The sequence below is a fragment of the Aquipuribacter nitratireducens genome (genome assembly GCF_037860835.1).
GTDB classification, from domain to species: Bacteria; Actinomycetota; Actinomycetes; order Actinomycetales; family JBBAYJ01; genus Aquipuribacter; species Aquipuribacter nitratireducens.
Genome location: NZ_JBBEOG010000003.1, coordinates 86,056 through 109,000, shown reverse-complemented (window position 1 = coordinate 109,000; position 22,945 = coordinate 86,056). Strand labels below are relative to the sequence as shown.

General features: G+C 72.9%; 16 protein-coding genes and 1 tRNA gene. 8 read left to right on the top strand and 9 right to left on the bottom strand.

Annotated elements, in window-relative coordinates; genetic code table 11:
• Window positions 1-22 precede the first annotated feature (22 nt).
• Complete coding sequence (rpsA, locus tag WAB14_RS06790; RefSeq protein ID WP_340268710.1) at window positions 23-1,501, bottom strand: 30S ribosomal protein S1; 1,479 nt, start codon at window positions 1,499-1,501, stop codon at window positions 23-25.
• A 163-nt stretch (window positions 1,502-1,664) separates the two neighbouring features.
• On the opposite strand from rpsA, the gene WAB14_RS06785 reads away from it, so the two are divergent.
• Window positions 1,665-2,516: a class I SAM-dependent methyltransferase gene (locus WAB14_RS06785; RefSeq protein ID WP_340268708.1), complete on the top strand. Its 852-nt coding sequence runs from the start codon at window positions 1,665-1,667 to the stop codon at window positions 2,514-2,516.
• Here WAB14_RS06785 and polA read toward each other — a convergent pair.
• A complete protein-coding gene (gene polA / locus WAB14_RS06780) occupies window positions 2,513-5,284 on the bottom strand; it encodes a DNA polymerase I (RefSeq protein WP_340268706.1) in 2,772 nt (923 codons plus the stop codon). The two genes, WAB14_RS06785 and polA, sit on opposite strands and share 4 nt — an antisense overlap.
• A 65-nt stretch (window positions 5,285-5,349) precedes the next feature.
• Between polA and WAB14_RS06775 the strand changes: the two genes are divergently transcribed.
• From WAB14_RS06775 to WAB14_RS06750, 6 genes are all read left to right on the top strand, one after another.
• Window positions 5,350-5,781 (top strand): hotdog fold thioesterase, encoded by a 432-nt coding sequence (locus tag WAB14_RS06775; RefSeq protein ID WP_340269161.1) that lies wholly within the window; start codon window positions 5,350-5,352, stop codon window positions 5,779-5,781.
• Window positions 5,778-6,554, top strand: a complete 777-nt coding sequence (locus WAB14_RS06770; RefSeq protein ID WP_340268704.1) for a DUF554 family protein — start codon at window positions 5,778-5,780, stop codon at window positions 6,552-6,554. The genes WAB14_RS06775 and WAB14_RS06770 overlap by 4 nt, the downstream gene beginning before the upstream one ends.
• A gap of 164 nt (window positions 6,555-6,718) precedes the next feature.
• The gene (locus tag WAB14_RS06765) at window positions 6,719-8,077 is read left to right on the top strand and encodes a branched-chain amino acid ABC transporter permease (RefSeq protein WP_340268702.1); all 1,359 of its coding nucleotides are present in this window, start codon (window positions 6,719-6,721) and stop codon (window positions 8,075-8,077) included.
• Between the two features lie 12 nt (window positions 8,078-8,089).
• Window positions 8,090-9,082 carry a branched-chain amino acid ABC transporter permease gene (locus WAB14_RS06760; protein WP_340268700.1) on the top strand — a complete coding sequence of 331 codons (993 nt, stop codon included), beginning with the start codon at window positions 8,090-8,092 and terminating at the stop codon, window positions 9,080-9,082.
• Complete coding sequence (locus tag WAB14_RS06755; protein WP_340268698.1) at window positions 9,072-10,097, top strand: ABC transporter ATP-binding protein; 1,026 nt, start codon at window positions 9,072-9,074, stop codon at window positions 10,095-10,097. Before WAB14_RS06760 ends, WAB14_RS06755 begins: the two co-directional genes overlap by 11 nt.
• Window positions 10,094-10,885, top strand: coding sequence for an ABC transporter ATP-binding protein (locus WAB14_RS06750; RefSeq protein ID WP_340268696.1), 792 nt, complete (start codon window positions 10,094-10,096; stop codon window positions 10,883-10,885). Before WAB14_RS06755 ends, WAB14_RS06750 begins: the two co-directional genes overlap by 4 nt.
• 511 nt (window positions 10,886-11,396) lie before the next feature.
• Here WAB14_RS06750 and WAB14_RS06745 read toward each other — a convergent pair.
• Together WAB14_RS06745 and WAB14_RS06740 are read right to left on the bottom strand one after the other, a co-directional pair.
• Complete coding sequence (locus WAB14_RS06745) at window positions 11,397-12,728, bottom strand: ABC transporter substrate-binding protein (RefSeq protein WP_340268694.1); 1,332 nt, start codon at window positions 12,726-12,728, stop codon at window positions 11,397-11,399.
• A gap of 226 nt (window positions 12,729-12,954) precedes the next feature.
• Entirely contained in the window at window positions 12,955-13,653 is a 699-nt protein-coding gene (locus WAB14_RS06740; protein ID WP_340268692.1) for an ANTAR domain-containing response regulator, read from the bottom strand.
• Between the two features lie 47 nt (window positions 13,654-13,700).
• Here WAB14_RS06740 and WAB14_RS06735 point away from each other — a divergent pair.
• Window positions 13,701-13,778 (top strand) — tRNA-Leu (locus tag WAB14_RS06735).
• Between the two features lie 28 nt (window positions 13,779-13,806).
• Here the strand turns inward: WAB14_RS06735 and pyk are convergent.
• The 5 genes from pyk to trpC all read right to left on the bottom strand — a co-directional run bounded on the left by pyk (window position 13,807) and on the right by trpC (window position 22,944).
• Window positions 13,807-15,249: a pyruvate kinase gene (gene pyk, locus WAB14_RS06730; RefSeq protein ID WP_340268690.1), complete on the bottom strand. Its 1,443-nt coding sequence runs from the start codon at window positions 15,247-15,249 to the stop codon at window positions 13,807-13,809.
• Window positions 15,250-15,334: 85 nt separating this feature from the next.
• The gene (gene gltB, locus WAB14_RS06725) at window positions 15,335-19,894 is read right to left on the bottom strand and encodes a glutamate synthase large subunit (RefSeq protein ID WP_340268688.1); all 4,560 of its coding nucleotides are present in this window, start codon (window positions 19,892-19,894) and stop codon (window positions 15,335-15,337) included.
• 163 nt (window positions 19,895-20,057) lie between these two features.
• Window positions 20,058-20,912, bottom strand: coding sequence for a tryptophan synthase subunit alpha (gene trpA / locus WAB14_RS06720; protein ID WP_340268686.1), 855 nt, complete (start codon window positions 20,910-20,912; stop codon window positions 20,058-20,060).
• Complete coding sequence (gene trpB, locus WAB14_RS06715; protein WP_340268684.1) at window positions 20,909-22,135, bottom strand: tryptophan synthase subunit beta; 1,227 nt, start codon at window positions 22,133-22,135, stop codon at window positions 20,909-20,911. The genes trpA and trpB overlap by 4 nt, the downstream gene beginning before the upstream one ends.
• Complete coding sequence (gene trpC / locus WAB14_RS06710) at window positions 22,132-22,944, bottom strand: indole-3-glycerol phosphate synthase TrpC (RefSeq protein WP_340268682.1); 813 nt, start codon at window positions 22,942-22,944, stop codon at window positions 22,132-22,134. Before trpC ends, trpB begins: the two co-directional genes overlap by 4 nt.
• Window position 22,945 lies beyond the last annotated feature (1 nt).

Here is a 22,945-nt window from a genome sequence, read left to right as displayed (position 1 = left end):
CCGTCGGGTGGTGCGAAGGGCCTCAGCGGCCGGTGAGCTTCTCCCGCAGCGCGGCGAGGGCCTCGTCGGAGGCGAGGGTGCCGCCGCCGCTGGTGTCCTCCTCGGAGCCGTAGGAGGAGCTGCTGACCGACGTCGCCGCGCCGGCCTCGAGCTCGGCCTTCTGCGCGGACTCGACCTGCTCCTTGTGGGCCTCCCAGCGCTTCTGCGCCTCGGCGTACTGCTTCTCCCACTCCGCCTGCTGGGTCTCGTAGCCCGGCAGCCACTCGCCCGTCTCGGGGTCGAAGCCCTCGGGGTACTTGTAGTTGCCCTGCTCGTCGTACTCCGCGGCCATGCCGTACAGCGTCGGGTCGAACTCCTCGACCGCGTCCGCGACGGAGGAGTCGTTGGCCTGCTTGAGCGACAGCGAGATCCGGCGGCGCTCGAGGTCGACGTCGATGACCTTGACGAAGATGTCGTCACCGACCTGGACGACCTGCTCCGGGATCTCGACGTGGCGCTCGGCGAGCTCGGAGATGTGGACGAGGCCCTCGATGCCGTCCTCGACGCGGACGAACGCGCCGAAGGGCACGAGCTTCGTGACCTTGCCCGGCACGACCTGGCCGAGACCGTGGGTGCGGGCGAAGTGCTGCCACGGGTCCTCCTGCGTCGCCTTCAGCGACAGCGAGACCCGCTCGCGCTCCATGTCGATGTCGAGGACCTCGACCGTGACCTCCTGGCCGATCTCGACGACCTCGGTCGGGTGGTCGATGTGCTTCCACGACAGCTCGGAGACGTGGACGAGGCCGTCGACGCCACCGAGGTCGACGAAGGCGCCGAAGTTGACGGTCGAGGAGACGACACCCGTGCGGATCTGGCCGCGGGCGAGCTGCTTGAGGAACGAGGTGCGGACCTCGGACTGGGTCTGCTCGAGCCAGGCCCGGCGGGACAGCACGACGTTGTTGCGGTTCTTGTCCAGCTCGATGATCTTGGCCTCGAGCTCCTTGCCGACGTACGGCTGGAGGTCGCGGACGCGGCGCATCTCCACGAGGGAGGCGGGGAGGAAGCCACGCAGGCCGATGTCGAGGATGAGCCCACCCTTGACGACCTCGATGACGGTGCCGGAGACGACGCCGTCCTCCTCCTTGATCTGCTCGATCTTGCCCCAGGCGCGCTCGTACTGGGCGCGCTTCTTCGACAGGATGAGCCGACCCTCCTTGTCCTCCTTCTGGAGGACCAGGGCCTCGACCTCGTCGCCGACGGTGACGACCTCGTTGGGGTCGACGTCGTGCTTGATCGACAGCTCGCGGGAGGGGATGACACCCTCGGTCTTGTAGCCGATGTCGAGGAGGACCTCGTCACGGTCGACCTTGACGATGGTGCCGGAGACGAGGTCGCCGTCCCCGAAGTACTTGATGGTCTCGTCGACCGCTGCGAGGAAGTCCTCCGAGCTGCCGATGTCGTTGACGGCGACGCTCGCGACGGACGTACGGGTGCTCGCGGGCTCGGTCGTGTGGGTGGTCATGAAGTAGTGGGCTCCGGATAGGTTGATGACCTGGGGTCAGGTCGCACACGGGCGTGCGCGCCGAAAGGGTATCGACGGCGGTGACGCAGGGTCAACGCGGCTGGTGGGACGGGCATTTCGTCGGCTGGGCCTGCCCACGGTCGGGTCGTGACACGCTCGCCGGGTGGCGGACACGACGGCGGGCATGGGCGACGGGGGGCCGGCGGAGGAGGCCGTGCGTGCGAATCGGTCCTGGTGGGACCGCGAGGCCGCCGCGTACCAGGCCGAGCACGCCCCGTTCCTGGCGGGGCTGCGCGGCGCCGCGGCCACGGCGCGGGCGGGGACGGCTCCCGCCGACCTGCCCGGCCGGCTCGTCTGGGGCCCGGAAGGGCTGGACGAGGCCGACGCCCGGCTCCTCGGGCCGCCGGGAGCGCTGGCGGGCCGCCGGGTGCTCGAGGTCGGCGCGGGCGCCGCTCAGGGGAGCCGGTGGGTGCAGGAGCAGGGCGGCGAGCCGGTCGCCCTCGACCTGTCGGCGGGCATGCTCCGCCGGCGCGGTCCCGGTGTCCCCGCCGTGCAGGCCGACGCGAGCCGGCTGCCGTTCGCCGCCGACAGCGTCGACCTCGCGTTCTCCGCGTACGGGGCGCTGCCGTTCGTCGCCGACGCGGGCGCCGTGCTCCGCGAGGTCACACGGGTGCTCCGACCCGGCGGCCGGTTCGTCGCGAGCGTCACCCACCCGTTCCGGTGGGCGCTGCCGGACGACCCGGGCTGGGAGGGGCTCCGGGTGTCGCTGCCGTACTTCGACCGGCGCCCGTACGTCGAGCGGGACCGGACGGGGTCGGTGGTATACGCCGAGTACCACCGCACCGTGGGCGACTGGGTACGGCTCGTGCGGGGGGCGGGGCTCCGGCTGGACGACCTCGTCGAGCCGGAGTGGCCGGAGGACCTCGAGGACACGTGGGGCGGCTGGTCACCGCTGCGCGGGCGGTACGTGCCCGGCACCCTCGTGCTCGTCATTTCCTGCCCTGACGGCGGCTAGTGCGCGGCGTCGAACCAGGACCGCCCGACCCCCACCGACACGTCGAGCGGAACGGCGAGGTCGGCCGCACCGGCCATCTCCCGCACGACGAGCTCCCGGACGTCGTCGAGCTCGTCCGGGGCCACCTCGAGGACGAGCTCGTCGTGGACCTGCAGCAGCATCCGTGAGCGGGCGCCGGCGGCGTCGAGACCGGCCTGTACGCCGAGCATGGCGACCTTGACGAGGTCGGCGGCCGAGCCCTGGATCGGGGCGTTGAGCGCCATCCGCTCCGCGGCCTCGCGCCGCTGGCGGTTGTCGCTCGTGAGGTCCGGCAGGTAGCGGCGGCGACCGAGGATGGTCGCGGTCCAGCCGTCCCGCCGGGCCTGGTCGACGACCCCACGCAGGTAGTCGCGCACGCCGCCGAAGCGCTCGAAGTACTCGTCCATGAGCGCGCGGGACTCCTCGACGGGCGTCCGGAGCTGGCGGGACAGCCCGAAGGCGCTGAGCCCGTACGCGAGCCCGTACGACATCGCCTTGACCTTGGCCCGCATCTCCGGCGTCACCGCGGCCGGTTCGACCTCGAACACCCGCGAGCCGACGAAGCGGTGGAGGTCCTCCCCGGAGCGGAACGCCTCGATGAGCCCGGCGTCTCCCGACAGGTGCGCCATGATCCGCATCTCGACCTGGGAGTAGTCCGCCGACATGAGGCAGCCCATGTCACCGGCGGAGTCCCGACCGACGACGAAGGCGGCCCGGATGCGCCGGCCCTCCTCGGTCCGGATCGGGATGTTCTGCAGGTTCGGGTCGGTCGAGGACAGCCGCCCGGTCGCGGCGATCGTCTGCTGGAAGGTCGTGCGGATCCGCCGGTCCGGACCGACCGTCGCGAGCAGGCCCTCGACCGTCTGCCGCAGGCGGATGGCGTCGCGGTGCTCGAGCAGGTGGAGCAGGAACGGGTGCTCGGTGCGCTCGTAGAGGTCCTGCAGGGCCTCGGCGTCCGTCGTGTAGCCCGTCTTGGTGCGCTTCGTCTTCGGCATGGCGAGCTGCTCGAAGAGCACCCGCTGCAGCTGCTTCGGCGAGCCGAGGTTGATCTCCTCCCCCACCTCGGCCCACGCCAGCCGGGCCGCCTCGGACACCCGCACGTCGTAGTGCTCCCGCAGCTGCTGGAGCTGCTCGACGTCGACGGCGATGCCGGCGTCCTCCATCCGCGCGAGCACCCGCAGGAGCGGCAGCTCGAGGTCGCGGAGCAGGGCGGAACCCTCCCGCTCCTCGAGCTCGGCGCGGAGCACGGCGTCGAGCTCGGCGACGGCCGCCGCCCGGATGCCGGCCCGGACCGCCCGGACCTGGCGGGCCGCCTCGAGGAGCGCCGAGGGGTCGTCGCCGCCGCCGCTCCCCCCGTCGAGGTCGAGACCGAGCTGGTCCTCGACCGGTGCACCGCCCTCGACCTCCTCGCCCTCGACGAGCGTGCGCCCGAGGTGCCGCACCGACAGGTCGGCGAGGTCGTAGGAGCGCTGGTCGGGCCGGCACAGGTACGCGGCGAGGGCGGTGTCGCTGACGACGAGGCCCTCGGGCAGCGAGGCGGTGCTCGACGACGGCGGTCGACCCGCGAGCAGGTGGAGCTGCGGCTTCGCGTCGTGCAGGACGAGACCGGGACCGCCGCCGCGCGCGAGGTCCAGGAGCGTGCCGGGCGGGACCGTGACGACCTCGCTCACCGACTCGCCCGCCGCGGGGGACGCCGCGAGCGCGACGGCCTCGACCACGCCGTCACCCGGTCCGGTGCCCGTGTCGGCGGTGTCGTCGAGGACGACCTCCGCGCCGAGCCGGGCACTCGTCGGCAGCGCGTCCCACCACGCGCGGGCGGCGGCGTCGTCGAGGCGTCGGACCTCGACGGCGAACCCGCCGGTCGCCTCCGGCTCGTCGTTGTCGAACGTCGCGAAGAGCCGCTCGCGCAGCACGCGGAACTCCAGGCCGTCGAAGACGGTGTGGATGGCGTCGCGGTCCCACGGTCGGCGCTCGAGGTCGGCTGGGCCGAGCGGGAGGTCGAGGTCGCCGACGAGGCGGTTGAGCCGGCGGTTGCGCTCGACGTCGTGCAGGTGGGTCCGCAGGTTCTCCCCCGCCTTTCCCTTGATGTCGCCCGCTGCGCCGATGACCCCGGCGAGACCGCCGTGTGCGAGCAGCCACTTCGCCGCGGTCTTGGGACCGACACCCGGCACGCCGGGCAGGTTGTCGCTGTCCTCGCCGACGAGGGCCGCGAGGTCCGGGTACAGCCCGGGCGGCACGCCGTAGCGGGCCTCGACCGCGGCCGGGTCCATCCGCGACAGCTCGGAGACGCCGCGGACGGGGTACAGCACGGTGACGTGGTCGTCGACGAGCTGGAAGCTGTCGCGGTCGCCGGTGACGACGAGGACGTCGTGGCCCGCCTCGCGCGCCCGGCGGGTGAGGGTGCAGATGACGTCGTCGGCCTCGTAGCCCTCCGCCGTCACCTGCGGGACGCCCATCGCGTCGAGCACCTCGCGGATGAGCGGCACCTGCCCGGAGAACTCCGTCGGTGTCGTCGCGCGGTTCGCCTTGTACTCCGCGTACTCCTCGGTGCGGAAGGTCTGGCGGCCGAGGTCGAAGGCGACGGCGAGGTGGGTCGGCTGCTCGTCGCGGAGCACGTTGATGAGCATCGACGTGAAGCCGTAGACGGCGTTCGTGGTCTGGCCGGTGCTGGTGGAGAAGTTCTCGGCGGGGAGCGCGTAGAAGGCCCGGTACGCGAGCGAGTGACCGTCGACGAGCATGAGGCGTCCCACCCGCGCCACCCTAGAGTCCCGGTGTGACACACGACGGGACCGCCCGGACGGGGGCGGACGAGGCGATGCGGCTGGTCCTCGACTCGGTGCCGGGCACGCTCATCGAGCGCCTCGGCATCGAGTTCGTCGAGGTGTCCGCGGAGCGGCTCGTGGCGACGATGCCCGTCGCGGGCAACACCCAGCCGTACGGCCTGCTGCACGGCGGCGCGAGCGTCGCGCTCGCGGAGACGCTCGGGTCGTTCGGGGCCATGCTCGCGGCCGGTGAGGGGCGGGTCGCGGTCGGCGTCGACATCAACGCGACCCACCACCGGGGCGCCCGCGCCGGGCGCGTCACCGGCACCGCGACCGCGGTCTCGCTCGGGCGGACGCTCGCGAGCTACGAGGTCGTCGTCACCGACGACGCGGGACGGCGCCTGTGCACGGCCCGCATCACGTGCCTGCTCCGTGACGTGGTGCCCGGCGCCTCGGGCGGCGGCTCGGGCGGCTCGGCCGGGTGACGCTCTTCGTCGGCGCCGGCACGGTCCTCAACGTCCTCACCGTCCTCGTCGGCGGCTCGGTCGGCCTCCTCCTGGGCGCGCGCCTGCCGGACCGCGTCCGCGAGGTCGCCATGGACGCCCTCGGCCTCGGCACCCTCGCCATCGCCGTGCTGTCGGTCCTCGACGTCCACGATCCCGCCCTCGCCGACGCGGTCGGGGCGGGTGCAGCGCTCGTCGTCATCGGCGCCGCGCTCCTCGGTGCCGTCCTCGGCGGCCTGCTGCGGATCGAGGCGCGCCTGGAGCGGGTCGGTCACCACCTGCGCGCCCTGCTGCTGCGCGCCGGGCCCGGGCACCGGCGCCCCCGCGAGGACGAGCCGGGCGAGCACCGCTTCGTCGAGGGTTTCGTGACGGCGTCGCTGGTGTTCTGCGTCGGTCCGCTCACCGTGCTCGGCGCCGTCAACGACGGGCTCGGCCGCGGCATCGACGAGCTCGCGGTGAAGTCGCTGCTCGACGGCGTCGCCGCGGCCGCGTTCGCCTCGGCGCTGGGCTCCGGCGTGCTGCTGAGCGCCATGTCCGTCGCCGTCGTCCAGGGCTCGCTCACCGTCGTGGGGGCGCTGCTGGGGGACCTGCTCGACGCCGCGCAGGTGGCGGCGCTGTCCGCCACGGGCGGGCTGCTCCTGCTGGGGGTGGGGCTGCGGCTGCTCCGCGTCCGTGACGTGCCGGTCGGCGACCTGCTGCCCGCGCTCGTCGTCGCGCCCGTGATCGTCGCCGTCGTCCGTTCGGTCCTCGGGTGACCGGACGCGTCGAGTGTTCCGCGCACGTCACTTTCCGGTGACGTTTGGGCCCGGCGGGGTCCCCTCGGGCACCGAGTGTGGCTAGAGTCCGGCGACACCGCCCGCCGCGAACCGGTGGGTGGACCCCTGCCGTTCCACCCTGCCTGACCAACGGAGGACCAAGGGTGCGCCGACTCCTCGCGCTCGCCGGGTTGATCCTGGCCATGACCGCCGCCGGGCCGGCGGCCGCCGCTCACGCGGCGGGACCGCCCGCGACCGCCGGACCACCGACCGCGGCGGTGCTCGCCGGCGGCACCGACGAGGGAGGCGAGGGCGAGCTCATCAACGTCCGCGTCCGCATCGACGAGACCCGCGAGGACGTTCCTGGCGTCCCCGTCACCGTCCGTCAGGACGGGGAGGTCGTCGGCGAGGCGGAGACCGACGACGGCGGCCTCGCGAGCATCCCGGTCCCGGACCCCGGCGAGTACGAGATCGAGCTCGACCTGTCCGCCTTCGAGGGCGAGGACCTCGGCGTCGAGCAGAACCCCTTCACGACCCGCGTCGACCCCGGCACGCCGCGGACGGTCGCCTTCCGGCTCGTCGCCGGGGCCGGCGAGGGCGACGGAGGCGTCGCGGCCGCGACCGGGTTCTTCGCCGACATCCCGTGGCAGCGCACGCCGCAGCTCGTCGCGTCGGGCCTGCGGTTCGGCCTCATCCTCGCGCTCGCCGCGATCGGGCTGTCGCTCGTCTTCGGCACGACGGGCCTCACGAACTTCGCCCACGGCGAGCTCGTGACGTTCGGCGCGCTCGTGACGTACGCCGTGCACGTCATCGGCGGGGTCCCGCTGCTCCTCGCGATCCCCATCGTGCTCGTGCTGTCGGCGGCGTTCGGCTGGTTCCAGGACACCGCGATCTGGCGGCAGCTGCGGCGCAAGCAGATCGGGCTCATCGCGATGATGATCTTCTCGATCGGCCTCAGCTTCTTCATGCGCTACGGCTTCCTCTACCTCTTCGGCGGGCAGACGGTCTTCTACCGGGACTTCACCGCGCAGGGGCCGATCGAGATCGGCTCGATCCGGATCCCGCCCGCGCACCTCATCGTCATGGGGATCTCCGTCGTCGTCCTCATCGCGTTCGCGCTCGCGTTGCTCTACACGCGCATCGGCAAGGCGACGCGCGCTGTCAGCGACAACCCGGCGCTCGCGGCTGCGAGCGGCATCGACGTCGACAACGTCATCCGCGTCGTGTGGATCGTCGGGACGTCGTTGGCCGCCCTGTCCGGCATCTTCTTCGGCCTCACGCAGGGCATGGACTTCCAGCTCGGCTTCCAGATCCTGCTGCTGATCTTCGCCGCCGTCGTCCTCGGCGGCCTCGGGACGGCGTTCGGCGCGATGCTCGGCGCGGTCGTCGTGGGCCTGCTCATCGAGGTGAGCACCCTCGTGATCCCGCCGGAGCTGAAGAACGTCGGGGCCCTCGCCGTCCTCATCATCATCCTGCTCGTCAAGCCCTCGGGGCTGCTCGGGCGTCGCGAGCGGGTCGGCTGAGGAGACGACGACATGGACTTCGCCAGCATCATCGACCAGGGCCTCGGCAACATCCTCGGCATCGACACGCTCGTGTTCGTGCTCGCCGCGATCGGCCTCAACATGCACTTCGGGTACACGGGGCTGCTGAACTTCGGTCAGGCCGCGTTCGTCGCGATGGGCGCCTACGGCGTCGGCATCTCGGTGACGTACCTCGACGCCCCCCTGTGGGTCGGTTTCCTCGTCGGCATCGGCGCGGCCACCGTCCTCGCGCTGCTCCTCGGCATCCCGACGCTGCGCCTGCGCGCGGACTACCTCGCCATCGCGACCATCGCGACGGCCGAGATCTTCCGCTTCGTCGCGCGGTCGAGCACCGCCGACGAGATCACGGGCGGCTCGAACGGCATCAACGGCATGGCGCGCGAGTTCTACGCGCTCAACCCGTTCCCGCCGGACACGTACGGCTTCGGCCCGTGGACGTACAGCGAGCGGGGGCTGTGGATCCGGCTGTTCGCGCTGTTCCTCATCGCGCTGTCGCTCGTCGTCGTCACGCTGCTCGTGCGCAGCCCGTGGGGCCGCGTGCTCAAGGGCATCCGCGAGGACGAGGACGCCGTCCGCAGCCTCGGCAAGAACATCTTCGCGTACAAGATGCAGGCCCTCGTCCTGGGCGGTGTCATCGGAGCCTTCGCCGGGTTCGTGCTCAGCCTGTCGCGCGGGTCCGTGCAGCCGGACAACTACGCGACCCAGCTGACGTTCCTCGCCTACACCGCGCTCCTGCTCGGCGGCGCGGCGCGGATCTGGGGCCCGGTCCTCGGCGCCGTCATCCTGTGGGTGACGCTGTCGCTCACCGACACCATCCTCCGCGGGGCGGTGTCGGCGGAGATCATCCCCACGTGGCTCATGGACGGTGTCCAGGTCGGCCAGGTGCGGTTCATCCTGGTGGGGCTCGCCCTGATGCTCCTCATGGCCTTCCGACCACAGGGCATCCTCGGCGACCGGAGGGAGCTGGTTCTCGATGCACGCTGAGCACACCGACAACCCGGAGGCCCGCGAGCCCGCGGGCGGCGGTGCCGCCACGGCCACCGTCGGGCAGACGTACCGCGACCGGGCCACGGCCGCGCTCGCCGACGTCCCGCGCGTGCCAGGCGCGAAGAAGCCGGACCCGATCCTCGTCGCCGACAACGTCGTGCGCCGCTTCGGCGGGCTCACCGCCGTCGACGTCGAGCACGTCGAGATCCAGCGCAACGCCATCACCGCGCTCATCGGCCCCAACGGGGCCGGGAAGACGACGCTGTTCAACCTCCTCACGGGCTTCGACACGCCCGACGAGGGCGCGTGGACCTTCGACGGCGACCCCGTCTCGAAGCTCGCCGCCCACAAGGTCGCCCGCAAGGGCATGGTCCGCACGTTCCAGCTGACGAAGGCGCTGTCGCGGCTGACGGTCCTGGAGAACATGCGTCTCGGTGCGCAGGACCAGCGGGGGGAGCGGCTGCTGCCGGCCCTCCTGCCGTTCCTGTGGCGCTCGCAGGAGGCCGAGATCAGCACGCGGGCGCAGGAGCTGCTCGCGCGCTTCAAGCTCGACCGCAAGCAGGAGGACTTCGCCGGCTCCCTCTCCGGGGGCCAGCGCAAGCTGCTCGAGATGGCGCGGGCGCTCATGAGCGACCCGACGATGGTCATGCTCGACGAGCCGATGGCGGGCGTGAACCCGGCACTCACCCAGTCGCTGCTCGGTCACGTCAAGGACCTGCGCGAGCAGGGCATGACGGTGCTCTTCGTCGAGCACGACATGGACATGGTCCGCGACATCTCCGACTGGGTCATCGTCATGGCCCAGGGCCAGATCGTCTCCGAGGGCCCGCCGGACGCCGTCATGGCCGACCCGGCCGTCATCGACGCCTACCTCGGCGGGCACCACGACGAGTCGATCGGCGAGGACGACCCGCTCGAGCAGCCCGGCGGCGTCCACTACCAGCACACCGACCGTCCCGAGGACCACCCGGGCACGGCCGGCACCACGCGGACGGAGGACCCGCGAGCATGAGCGAGACCACGAGCACGAGCGGGTCGACGGTCACGAGCCGCGACGACCACCTGGCCGGCGCGCAGGACGCGCTCATCCGCGTCGACGAGCTCGTCGCGGGCTACCTGCCCGGCGTCAACATCCTCAACTCCACGGACCTGTACGTCGCCCCCGGCGAGCTCGTCGGCATCATCGGCCCCAACGGGGCCGGCAAGTCGACGCTGCTCAAGGCGATGTTCGGCCTCGTGAAGGTGCGCTCCGGCTCGATCACGCTGCGCGGGGAGGACATCACCGGGCTCAAGGCCAACCAGCTGGTGTCGAAGGGCGTCGGCTTCGTGCCGCAGACCAACAACGTGTTCCCCTCCCTCACGATCGAGGAGAACATGCTGATGGGCTGCTACCAGGACCCGAAGAAGTTCAAGGACCGCTTCGAGGTGGTCGTCGACCTCTTCCCCACTCTCGGCGAGCGGCGGGCCCAGCGGGCGGGCTCGCTGTCCGGCGGGGAGCGGCAGATGGTCGCGATGGGTCGGGCGCTCATGATGGACCCGAGCGTCCTGCTCCTCGACGAGCCGTCGGCCGGGCTCTCCCCCGCCAAGCAGGACGAGGTGTTCCTCCGGACCCGCGAGATCAACAAGACGGGCGTCTCGGTCGTCATGGTCGAGCAGAACGCCCGCCGGTGCCTCCAGATCTGCCACCGCGGGTACGTCCTCGACCAGGGCCGCAACGCCTACACCGGCACCGGCAAGGGCCTCGCCAACGACCCCAAGGTCATCGAGCTCTACCTCGGGACGCTCGCCAAGGTCGACTGACCTCGCCCCGTCCTCCCGACGCCCGGCCCCGCCCGCGGGGGCCGGGCGTCGTCGTGTGCTGTGGAGTCGTATGGGGCCGCCCCCGGGGTGCGCCCTCGCGCGTCGCCGCTCCGCCCCGCACCGCCCCCGCACCGCCGACGCACCGCCCCCGCACCGCCCCCGCACCGCCCCCGCACCGCCACGATCGCTGCGCCGCAGGGGGTGTGGACGCCCTCGGGCCCGAAAGGCGTCCGAAGTCCCAGTGGCACAGGCGTCGTGGTCGCCGACGAGCCCCTGACGCCCCGCCGGCGCCACGATCCCGGTGCCACAGCGGTTGTAGAGGCGGAGAGGCCCGAAACGCGTCCACGGCCCCTGCGGCCCAGCGGTCGTGGCGGCGCGGCCGTCAACAGCGGTCGTGGGCACCCACGACGACGAGGCCCCCCACCCTGTGCGGGTGGGGGGCCTCGTGCGGTGTCGCTCCGGCGGGCGCGTCCCTCAGGTCACGCTGCCGGGTGCGTCAGGCCTCGGGGGCTCAGATCGTGCCCGAGAGGCTGTCGACGCGGGTGTAGTTGTTGTCGGGGCCGTACTCGAAGATGCCGATCGTCGCCTGGGTGGGGTCACCCTGGTCGCTCAGCTCGATGGGGCCGGAGACGCCGTTGTAGTCGATGTCCTCACCGGAGTCGAGGAGCTCCTTGCACGAGGCGAAGTCCGTGCACTCCGTGCCCTCACGCGTGACGCCCGGGATCTCGGCGCCGATGGCGACACCGTCGTCGCTGCCCGCGGCGACGGCCGCGAGGGCGATGACGATGGCCGCGTCGTACGACTCCGCCGCGTAGGAGAAGTCGTTGAGGTCGGGGTCGACCTCGAGGAGACGGTTCTGGAACTCCTCGGGGGCCTCGGCGCCCGGCAGGGTGCCCTTGTTGCCCTCGAGGGTGCCCTCCGGCAGGTCCTCGCCGTAGTTGGAGAGGTTGCCGTCGACGAAGTACGTCGGGACGTCGGCGGGGCTGAGGCCCTGGGCGACCATCTCGGTGATGATCTGGGCGGTCTCGGCGAAGCCGATGAGGACGACGCACTCCGCGCCCGCGTCGGCGACCTGGGTCACCTGGGCGGAGAAGTTGTCGGTGCCCTCCGGGTAGAGGATCGGGTCGGTGACGAGCGAACCGCCACCGGCCTCGAGGGACGCCTGGACGTTCTCGATGAGGCCCGTGCCGTACGGGTCGTCGAGGACGATCGCGGCGGCGTCGAGGCAGCCGTCCTGCACGAGCAGGTCACCGAGCACGCGGCCCTGGAGTACGTCGGACGGCGCGGTACGGAAGTACAGCCCGTTGTCGTCGTAGTCGGTGAAGTCGGGGCTCGTGTTGGCGGGCGAGAAGTGGACGACGCCCGCACCGGTGATCTGGTCGATGACGGTGAACGAGACACCGGACGAGGCCGCACCGATGATCGCGTCGACGCCCTCGCCGAGGAGGCGGGTGACGGTCTGGGTCGCGATGTCGGTGGTGGTGTCACCCGAGTCGCCGTCGATCTTGACGACGTCGTTGTCGAGCACACCGCCGGCCTCGTTGATCTCCTGGACCGCGAGGTCGACGCCGGCGAACTCGGGCGGGCCGAGGAACGCGAGGCTGCCGGTCTCCGGCAGGAGGGTGCCGATGGTCAGCGTGCCGTCGCCGCCGCCCCCGCCGGCAGCGGTCTCGCCGCCGTCCGTGGGCTCCTCCATCGGCTCCTCGGTCGCGGCAGCGGTGTCGTCGCCACCGGCTGCAGCGGTGTCCTCGGGCTCGGCGTCGCCGCCGCCACAGGCGGCGAGCGTGAGACCGGCGATACCGAGGACGGCGACGGACTGCCATCCACGCATGCGTCGGGTCATGTGGTGTGCTCCTTCAGGCAAAGGACGTCCGCAGCGGACGCTGCGGCTGACGACGAAACGTAGTCGAACGATCGGTCGGCGTCAGTAGTCGCGGCCCGACGGTTACCCAGGCGTTGCAGGTTCGTGACCTGCGGCGCGGCGACAGGGGGCGCCGTGCACGCCCCCGCAGGCGCCCGGTCACCCGCAGTGAGCGCGGGAGCGGGCCCGGGGGCAGCCGGAAGGGCGGTCAGCGCCCGGACTTGCCCGCGTTGGCCGCCGCGGCCAGGACGCCGGAGGCGACCTCGCGCATCGACAGCCGCCGGTCCATCGACGTCTTCTGGATCCAGCGGAACGCCTCGGGCTCGCTCATGCCGTACGTCTGCTGCAGCGCCGCCTTCGCCCGCTCGACGAGCTTGCGGGTCTCGAGGCGGTCGGCGAGGTCGGCGACCTCGTCCTCCAGCTGCACGAGCTCCTGGTGCCGGCTGACGGCGATCTCGAGGGCCGGCAGCAGGTCGGCGGCCGTGAACGGCTTGACGACGTACGCCATCGCCCCGGCGTCCCGGGCGCGCTCGACGAGCTCGGTCTGGCTGAAGGCCGTGAGGAGCACGACGGGGGCGATGCGGGCCTGCGCGATGCGCTCGGCCGCCGACAGGCCGTCGAGCTTCGGCATCTTGATGTCGAGGACGACGACGTCCGGGCGCTGCTCCTCCGCGAGGCGCATGGCGGACTCGCCGTCGCCGGCCTCGCCCACGACGTCGTAGCCGGCCTCGGTGAGCATCTCGACGAGGTCGAGCCGGATGAGGGCCTCGTCCTCGGCGACGACGACGCGCCGGCGCGTGCCGGGCCCCGCCGACTGCGCGGCGGTCTCCTCCTCGGAGGAGGCGGTGCGGGTGGGCGGGAGGAACGGGTCGTCCACGCCCGTCGTCGCGTCGTCGCTGTCAGCCACGGCGGTAGCCTAGCGGCCGGTCGGAGCGGTCCTACCGCCCCGACCACGCCCCGGTAGCCCAATTGGCAGAGGCCGACGGCTCAAACCCGTCGTTGGTGTGGGTTCGAGTCCCACCCGGGGCACCAGCCGCCACGTGGGCCCGGCCGCGGGCTCTCAGGTCGCGTACGCGGGCGCCACCTGTGCCACGGCGTCACCGACCTGGTGCACGCGCAGGGCGTTCGTCGAGCCCGGGATGCCGGGGGGCGACCCGGCCACGATGACGACGAGGTCGCCGTCGGCACCGAGCCCGGTGTTCCGCATCGCCTCGTCGACCTGGCGGACCATGTCGTCGGTGTGGGTCACCATCGGGGTCTCGATGGCCTCGATCCCCCACGACACCGCGAGCTGGCGACGGGCCTCCGCCGACGGCGTGAACACGAGCAGCGGGATGGGGCTGCGCAGCCGGCTCATCCGCTTCGCGGAGTCCCCGGACTGGCTGAAGCACGCGAGGTAGCGGACGTTGAGCTGGGCACCGATCTCGGCGGCCGCGCGCGTGATGGCCCCGCCCTTCGTGCGCGGCTTCGTCCCGAGGGGGGCGATGCGGTCGAGCCCGTGCTCCTCCGTGTTGCGGATGATGTCCGCCATCGTCCGCACGGCCTCGAAGGGGAACTCCCCGACGCTCGTCTCGCCCGACAGCATGACGGCGTCGGCCCCGTCGAGGATCGCGTTGGCGACGTCGCTCGCCTCGGCCCGCGTCGGGCGCGGGCTCGAGATCATCGACTCGAGCATCTGGGTGGCGACGATGACGGGCTTGGCCTGGCGCCGGGCGAGCTCGACGGCCCGCTTCTGCACGAGGGGCACCTCGTACAGCGGGAGCTCGACCCCGAGGTCGCCGCGAGCCACCATGATCCCGTCGAAGGCGTCGATGACCTCCCGGAGGTGCTCGACGGCCTGCGGCTTCTCGACCTTGGCGATGACGGGACGCCGGACGCCCTCCTCCTCCATGACCCGCCGGACGCCGTCGACGTCGCTGCCGCGGCGGACGAAGGACAGGGCGACGATGTCGACACCCAGCCCGAGCCCGAACCGCAGGTCCTCGATGTCCTTCTCGGTGAGCGCGGGCACGCTGACGGCCACCCCGGGCAGGTTGATGCCCTTGTTGTTCGACACCCGGCCGCCGACCACGACCTCGGTCGTGACGCGCGGGCCGTCGACGCCGGTCGCCCGCAGCGCGAGGCGCCCGTCGTCGATGAGGATCGTGTCGCCGACGGAGACGTCGCCGGGCAGTCCCTTGTACGTCGTCGAGCACTGGTGGACGTCGCCCTCGACGTCCTCGGTCGTGATCACGAACTCCGCGCCCACCTCGAGCTCGACGGCGCCCTCGGCGAAGCGGCCGAGCCGGATCTTCGGGCCCTGGAGGTCGAGGAGCACCGCGACGTTGCGACCGGTGGCCTCGGCGGCGGCGCGCACGTCGGCGAAGTTCTGCTCGTGGTCGGCGTGGTCGCCGTGACTGAAGTTCATGCGGGCGACGTCCATGCCCGCCTCGACGAGCTGGCGGATGCGGTCGACCCCGGCGACGGCGGGGCCGAGGGTGCAGACGATCTTCGCGCGGCGCATGGGGACCACGCTAGTGGCCGCGGTCACACCCGGGCGCGTCCGGGTCCGAGGTCCGGACCCGGACGCGCCGGCAGCGCTCCTGCGCTCAGGCGGGGGCGACGATGCGGTGCCACACCTCGTCGCCGTCGACGTCGAGGCCTTCCTCGCGGGCCTGCGCGCGCACGGCCATGACGCGTCGGTACTCCCGCGGCACGACCTTGCTGAGCCTCGCCCGCAGGACGTCGGGCTCGAGGACGAGGTCCTCGGCGACGAGCGAGCCGGTCTCCTCGACGTGCCGACGCAGCAGCGGCAGGAGCACCTCGACGTCGGCGTCGTCGACGGGCTCGACGTCGACGAGCTCCCGGTTGACGCGGCCCTCCCGCAGGTCGAGGACGTACGCCACGCCGCCGGACATGCCCGCGGCGAAGTTGCGTCCCGTGCGCCCGAGCACGACGACCGTGCCGCCGGTCATGTACTCGCAGCCGTGGTCGCCCACGCCCTCGACGACGACCGTCGCGCCGGAGTTGCGCACGCAGCAGCGCTCGCCGACCTCGCCCTGGATGAGGATCTCCCCGCCCGTGGCGCCGTAGGCGATGACGTTGCCGCCGATGATGTTGCGCTGGGTGTTGAAGCGCGTGCCGCGGTGGGGCCGCACGACGATGCGGCCTCCCGAGAGGCCCTTGCCGACGTAGTCGTTGGCATCGCCCCACAGCCGCAGCGTGATGCCGCGCGGCAGGAACGCCCCGAGCGACTGCCCGGCGGAGCCCGTGAGGGTGATGTCGAGAGTGTCGTCGGGCAGGCCCTTCTCGCCGAACCGTTTCGTCACCTCGTGACCGAGCATGGTCCCGACGGTGCGGTTGATGTTGCGGACGGGCACGTCGATGCGGACCGGCTCGCCCCGTTCGAGCGCGTCGGCGGACATCTGGATGAGCGTCTGGTCGAGCGCCTTCTCCAGGCCGTGGTCCTGCGCGACGACCCGGTGCCGCGGCGCGTCGGCCGGGATACCCGCCGGCACGTGGAGGATCCCGGACAGGTCGAGTCCGTCGGCCTTCCAGTGCTCCTCGGCGCGGCGGGTGTCGAGCAGGTCCGCCCGACCGACCGCCTCCTCCACCGAGCGCAGCCCGAGGGAGGCGAGGAGCTCCCGGACCTCCTGGGCGACGAAGCGGAAGAACGTCTCGACGAACTCCGGCTTGCCCGTGAACTTCGCCCGCAGGCGCGGGTCCATCGTCGCGACGCCCACCGGGCACGTGTTGAGGTGGCAGACGCGCATCATGACGCAGCCGGACACGATGAGCGGGGCCGTGGAGAAGCCGAACTCCTCCGCGCCGAGCAGCGCCGCCACGACGACGTCCCGCCCGGTCTTCATCGCCCCGTCGACCTGGACGGTGATGCGGTCGCGGAGCCTGTTGAGCAGGAGCGTCTGCTGGGTCTCGGCGAGACCGAGCTCCCACGGGGCGCCCGCGTGCTTGAGGCTCGTGAGCGGCGACGCACCCGTCCCGCCGTCGTGTCCGGAGACGAGGACGACGTCCGCGTGGGCCTTGCTCACACCCGCCGCGACCGTGCCGACGCCGATCTCCGAGACGAGCTTGACGTGGATCCGCGCCTGCGGGTTGGCGTTCTTCAGGTCGTGGATGAGCTGGGCGAGGTCCTCGATGGAGTAGATGTCGTGGTGCGGCGGCGGGCTGATGAGGCCGACCCCGGGCGTGGAGTTCCGGATGCTCGCGATCAGCGGGTACACCTTGTGCCCGGGCAGCTGCCCGCCCTCGCCGGGCTTCGCGCCCTGCGCCATCTTGATCTGGATGTCGTCGGCGTGGGTGAGGTACATGCTCGTGACGCCGAAGCGGCCCGAGGCGACCTGCTTGACCGAGCTGCGGCGCACGGGGTCGAGCAGCCGGTCGACCGCCTCCCCGCCCTCGCCGGTGTTGGAGCGCCCGCCGATTCGGTTCATGCCGACCGCGATGGTCTCGTGGGCCTCGGGGCTGATCGAGCCGAAGCTCATGGCACCCGTCGCGAAGCGCTTCATGATCGACTCGACGCTCTCGACCTCGTCGAGCGGGACCGGCTGCGCCTCGTCGGCGCGGAGCCGGAAGAGCCCGCGGAGCGTGCCGAGGCGCTCGCTGCGCTCGTCGACGGCCTTCGTGTAGTCGCGGTAGACGTCCTCGCGCTGGGCGCGCGTGGCGTGCTGGAGCCGGAACACGGTCTCGGGGTCGAAGAGGTGGATCTCGCCGTCGCGGCGCCACTGGTACTCCCCGCCCTGGGCGAGCATCCGGGGGCCGTTGACGCCCTCCGCCGGGTAGGCGACGGCGTGCCGGCGGGCGACCTCCTCCGCGACGACGTCGATGCCGACGCCGCCGAGCTGCGTCGTGGTGCCGGTGAAGTACCGGTCGACGAGGTCCTGGCCGAGCCCGATGGCCTCGAAGACCTGCGCGCCCCGGTAGGACGCCACGGTCGAGATCCCCATCTTGCTCATGACCTTGAGGACGCCCTTGCCGAGCGCCTTGATGAGGTTGCGGACGGCCGTCGGGGCGTCGACGTCGCCCAGGGTGCCGCGGCGGACGAGGTCCTCGACGGACTCCATCGCGAGGTACGGGTTGATCGCCGCCGCGCCGTAGCCGATGAGCAGCGCGCAGTGGTGGACCTCGCGGACGTCACCGGCCTCCACGACGAGCCCGACGAGGGTCCGCGCCCGGGTGCGGATGAGGTGGTGGTGGACCGCGCCGGTCAGCAGCAGCGAGGGGATGGGGGCGAGCGTCGCGGTGGAGTCCCGGTCGGACAGGACGACGTACTGCGCCCCCGCGCCGATGGCCCGGTCGACCTCCGCGCAGATCTCCTCGATGCGCCGCGCGAGCGCGGCCCCGCCACCGGAGACCCGGTACAGCCCCTTGACGACGGCCGTGGCCGGGCGCCCGTCGTCGGTCTCGATGTGGACGATCTTCGCCAGCTCGTCGTTGTCGACGACGGGGAACGGCAGGACGACGTGCCGGCAGTGCTCGGGGCCGGCCTCGAGGATGTTGAGCTCGGGTCCGATCGCGCCGCGCAGGCTCGTGACGAGCTCCTCGCGGATCGCGTCGAGCGGCGGGTTCGTCACCTGCGCGAACAGCTGGGTGAAGTAGTCGAACAGCAGCCGCGGGCGCTGCGAGAGCACGGCGAGGGGCGTGTCGGTGCCCATCGAGCCGATGGGCTCGGCCCCGGCCGCCGCCATGGGCGCGAGGAGCACCCGCAGCTCCTCCTCCGTGTAGCCGAAGGTCTGCTGCCGGCGGGTGACGGACGCCGCCGGGTGGACGACGTGGACCCGCTCGGGCAGGTCGGCGAGGTGGACGCGGTTCTCCGCGAGCCACCGCTCGTACGGCTGCTCGGCCGCGAGCTGGGACTTGATCTCCGCGTCGTCGATGATCCGGCCCTGGCCCGTGTCGACGAGCAGCATGCGGCCCGGCTGCAGGCGGCCCTTGCGGACGACGTGGTCGGGCTCGATGTCGAGGACGCCCGTCTCGCTCGCCATGACGACGAGACCGTCGCTCGTCACCCAGTACCGCGCCGGACGCAGCCCGTTGCGGTCGAGGACGGCACCGATGAGGCTGCCGTCGGTGAAGGTGACGGACGCCGGGCCGTCCCAGGGCTCCATGATGTCGGAGTGGTAGTCGTAGAACGCGCGCCGGGCGGGGTCCATCTCGGCGTGGTTCTCCCACGCCTCGGGGATCATCATGAGGACGGCGTGCGGCAGTGACCGCCCGCCGAGGTGGAGGAGCTCGAGCACCTCGTCGAAGCTCGCGGAGTCGCTCGCGCCCACGGCGTTGATCGGGTAGAGCCGCTCGAGGTCGCCCGGGATGAGGTCGGAGCGCAGCGTCGACTCCCGCGCCCGCATCCAGTTGCGGTTGCCCCGCACCGTGTTGATCTCCCCGTTGTGGGCGATCATCCGGAAGGGGTGGGCGAGCGGCCACGACGGGAACGTGTTCGTGGAGAAGCGCGAGTGGACGAGCGCGAGCTCGGTGGTGAAGCGGCGGTCGGACAGGTCGGGGAAGAACGGCTCGAGCTGACCGGTCGTCAGCATCCCCTTGTAGACGATCGTCCGGCTCGACAGCGACGGGAAGTAGACCCCGTGGTCGTTCTCGAGGCGCTTGCGCACGCAGAACGCGTACCGGTCGAGCGCGACGCCCTCGAGGCCGTCGGCCGGGCCGCCGGGCACCGGGGCGAGGAACACCTGCCGGAAGACCGGCATGTGGGCCCGGGCGGTCGGGCCGACGAGGTCGGCGGCGACGGGGACGTCCCGCCAGCCGAGGACGCGCAGACCCTCCTGCTCCGCGACGGTCTCGACGGCGGTCTCCGCGACCAGGCGCTCGTCGGCCCCCTGCGGCAGGAAGGCGATGCCGACGGCGTAGCGGCCGCGGTCCGGGAGCGTGACCCCGAGGTCGCCCGCGACGGCGCGCAGCAGCTCGTCCGGGACCTGGGTGAGGATCCCGGCCCCGTCGCCGCTGTCCGGCTCGGCACCCACCGCGCCGCGGTGGTCGAGGTTGCGCAGGGCGGTGAGGGCGTGCTCGACGATGTCGTGACCGGGCGTGCCCCGGAGGGTCGCGACGAAGGCGACGCCGCACGCGTCGTGCTCCGCGGCCGGGTCGTAGAGACCCTCCGCGGGGCGCGGGGCGAAGCGCTCGAAGGCCGACAGGCTCATGTGCTCACCGTCCGGTCTGTCCAGGGGGCGTGCGGGCGGGACTCCAGCGTACGCGCGGGAGGCTCGTGCGCGGGCGGTCGCCCGGCACCGGTACTGCGGAGCAGCGTCTCAGATGGCGGCCCCGACGTCTCACGAGGTGGGCGCCGGGGCACGGCGCGGGGGGTCAGCCCGCCGCCCCGCCGCCGCGACGCACCCCGGCGGCGAGGCGGCCCGCCAGGGCGCCGGCCGCCGTGGCCCCGCCGGGACCGCCGTCGCTGCCGGCGAGGGCCCGGACGAGCGCGGACCCGACGATGACGCCGTCGGCGAAGGCGGCGACCTCGTGGGCCTGCTCGGGGGTCGAGACACCGAGTCCCACGCACACGCGGGCGGCGCCCGCCTCGCGGGTGCGCCGGACGAGGTCCGCGGCGCCCGCGCCGACGCTCGTCCGCTCGCCGGTCACGCCCATCGTGGAGGCGGCGTAGGTGAACCCGGTCGAGGCGGCCGCGGTGGAGCGCAGCCGCGCGGGCGAGCTCGACGGGGCGACGAGGAACACGCGCTCGAGCCCGTGCGCCTCGCTGGCGGCGAGCCACTCCCCCGCCTCGTCGGGCACGAGGTCGGGGGTGATGAGCCCCGCCCCGCCGGCGTCCGCGAGCCGGCGCGCGAACGCGTCGACGCCGGTCCGCGCGACCGGGTTCCAGTACGTCATGACGAGGACGGCGGTGTCCGGTGCCGCCTCGCGGACGGCGCGGACGGCCTCGAAGACGTGCGCGACGCGCGTGCCGCCGGCCAGGGCCTCGTGGGCGGCCGCGGCGATGACGGGCCCGTCCATGACGGGGTCGGAGTACGGCACCCCGACCTCGAGGACGTCGCAGCCGTTGCGCGCGAGCGCGACCATCGCCTCGACGGAGGTGTCGAGGTCGGGGAAGCCGACAGGCAGGTAGCCGACGAGCGCCGCGCGCCCGTCGGCGAGGGCGTCGTCGACGGCCTGGGCGGCGGTGCGCGTCCGCGCGTCGGTGCCGGGCCTGGTGCCGGTGGTCACAGGTCGAACCACTGCGCGGCGGTCGCGACGTCCTTGTCGCCGCGCCCGGACAGGTTGACGAGGACGATGCCGTCGGGGCCGAGGCGGCGACCCTCGCGCAGGGCCCCGGCGAGCGCGTGGGCGGTCTCGATGGCGGGGATGATCCCCTCGGTGCGGCACAGGAGGGCGAACGCCGCCATCGCGTCGGCGTCGGTGACCGGCTCGTAGCGGGCCCGCCCCGTGGCGTGCAGCCACGCGTGCTCGGGACCGACGCCGGGGTAGTCGAGCCCGGCGGAGATCGAGTGGCTGTCGATCGTCTGCCCGTCCTCGTCCTGCAGGAGGAAGCTGCGGGCGCCGTGGAGGACCCCGGGGGCCCCGCCGGTGATGGAGCTCGCGTGGCGGCCGGTGTCGACGCCGTCCCCACCCGCCTCGAGGCCGAGGAGCTCGACCTGCGGGTCGTCGAGGAACGCGTGGAAGATGCCGATGGCGTTGCTGCCGCCGCCGACGCACGCCGCGACGACGTCGGGCAGCCGGCCCCAGCCCGCGAGGACCTGCTCGCGCGCCTCGACCCCGATGACCCGGTGGAGGTCGCGGACGAGGGTCGGGAAGGGGTGCGGGCCGGCGACGGTGCCGAGGAGGTAGTGGGTGGTGTCGACGTTCGCGACCCAGTCGCGCATCGCGTCGTTGATGGCGTCCTTGAGGGTACGGGAGCCGGTGCGCACGGGGACGACCTCCGCGCCCAGCAGGCGCATGCGGGCGACGTTGAGGGCCTGGCGCTCGGTGTCCTTCTCGCCCATGTAGACGACGCACTCGAGGCCCATCAGCGCGGCAGCGGTGGCGGTGGCGACGCCGTGCTGGCCCGCGCCGGTCTCGGCGATGACCCGGGTCTTGCCCATGCGGCGGGTGAGGAGCGCCTGCCCGAGCACGTTGTTGATCTTGTGGGAGCCGGTGTGGTTGAGGTCCTCGCGCTTGAGCAGCACGGTCGCGCCGCCCGCCTCCGCGCCGAAGCGTCGCGCCTCGGTGACGGGGCTCGGGCGGCCGGTGTACGTGCGCTGCAGCTCGTCGAGCTCGCGGACGAAGTCGGGGTCGTGACGGGCCGAGGCCCAGGCGGCGTCGAGCTCCTCGAGGGCGGCGACGAGGGCCTCGGGGACGAACCGGCCCCCGAACTCCCCGAAGTACGGACCGACCGCGTCCTGCAGCCGCGGGCCGACGACGGCGCCCGGCACGGGCTCGGTACGGGTCACGGGCGCGCGACCCGCAGGCTCGGGTGGGACCCGGCCGCCACGAGGTCGGCGACCGCGCGGCGCGGGTCGGGCTCGCGGACGAGGGTCTCCCCGACGAGGACGGCGTCCGCGCCGGCGCGGGCGTAGTCCATGACGTCGTGCGGACCGCGCACGCCGGACTCGGCGATCCGGACGATGCCGTCGGGGATGCGGGGGGCGAGGCGGGCGAAGGTGGTGCGGTCGACCTCGAGGGTGCGCAGGTCGCGCGCGTTGACGCCGATGACCCTGGCGCCCGCGTCGACGGCGCGGCTGATCTCCTCCTCGTCGTGGACCTCGACGAGCGGGGTCATGCCGAGGGACTCCACGCGCTCGACGAGGGAGATGAGGGCCTGCTGCTCCAGTGCCATCGCGAGGAGGAGGACGAGGTCGGCGCCGGCGGCGCGGGCCTCCCACACCTGGTAGGGGGTGACGACGAAGTCCTTGCGGAGGACGGGCACGTCGACGGCGCACGAGACGCCGCGCAGGTCCTCGAGCGAGCCACCGAAGCGGCGGCCCTCGGTGAGGACGCTGATGACGCTGGCGCCGCCGGCCGCGTACTCCCCCGCGAGCGCCGCGGGGTCCGCGATCGGGGCGATGTCGCCCTTGCTCGGGCTCGCGCGCTTGACCTCGGCGATGACCTTGACGCCCTGGTGGGCGGTGAGGGCCGCGAGCCCGTTGCGGGCCGACGGCATGCGCCGGACCTGCTCCTTCACGTCGTCGAGAGGCACCTGGGCCTGCCGGATCGCGACGTCCTCCTTGACGCCGTCGAGGATGCTCTGGAGCACGCTCACC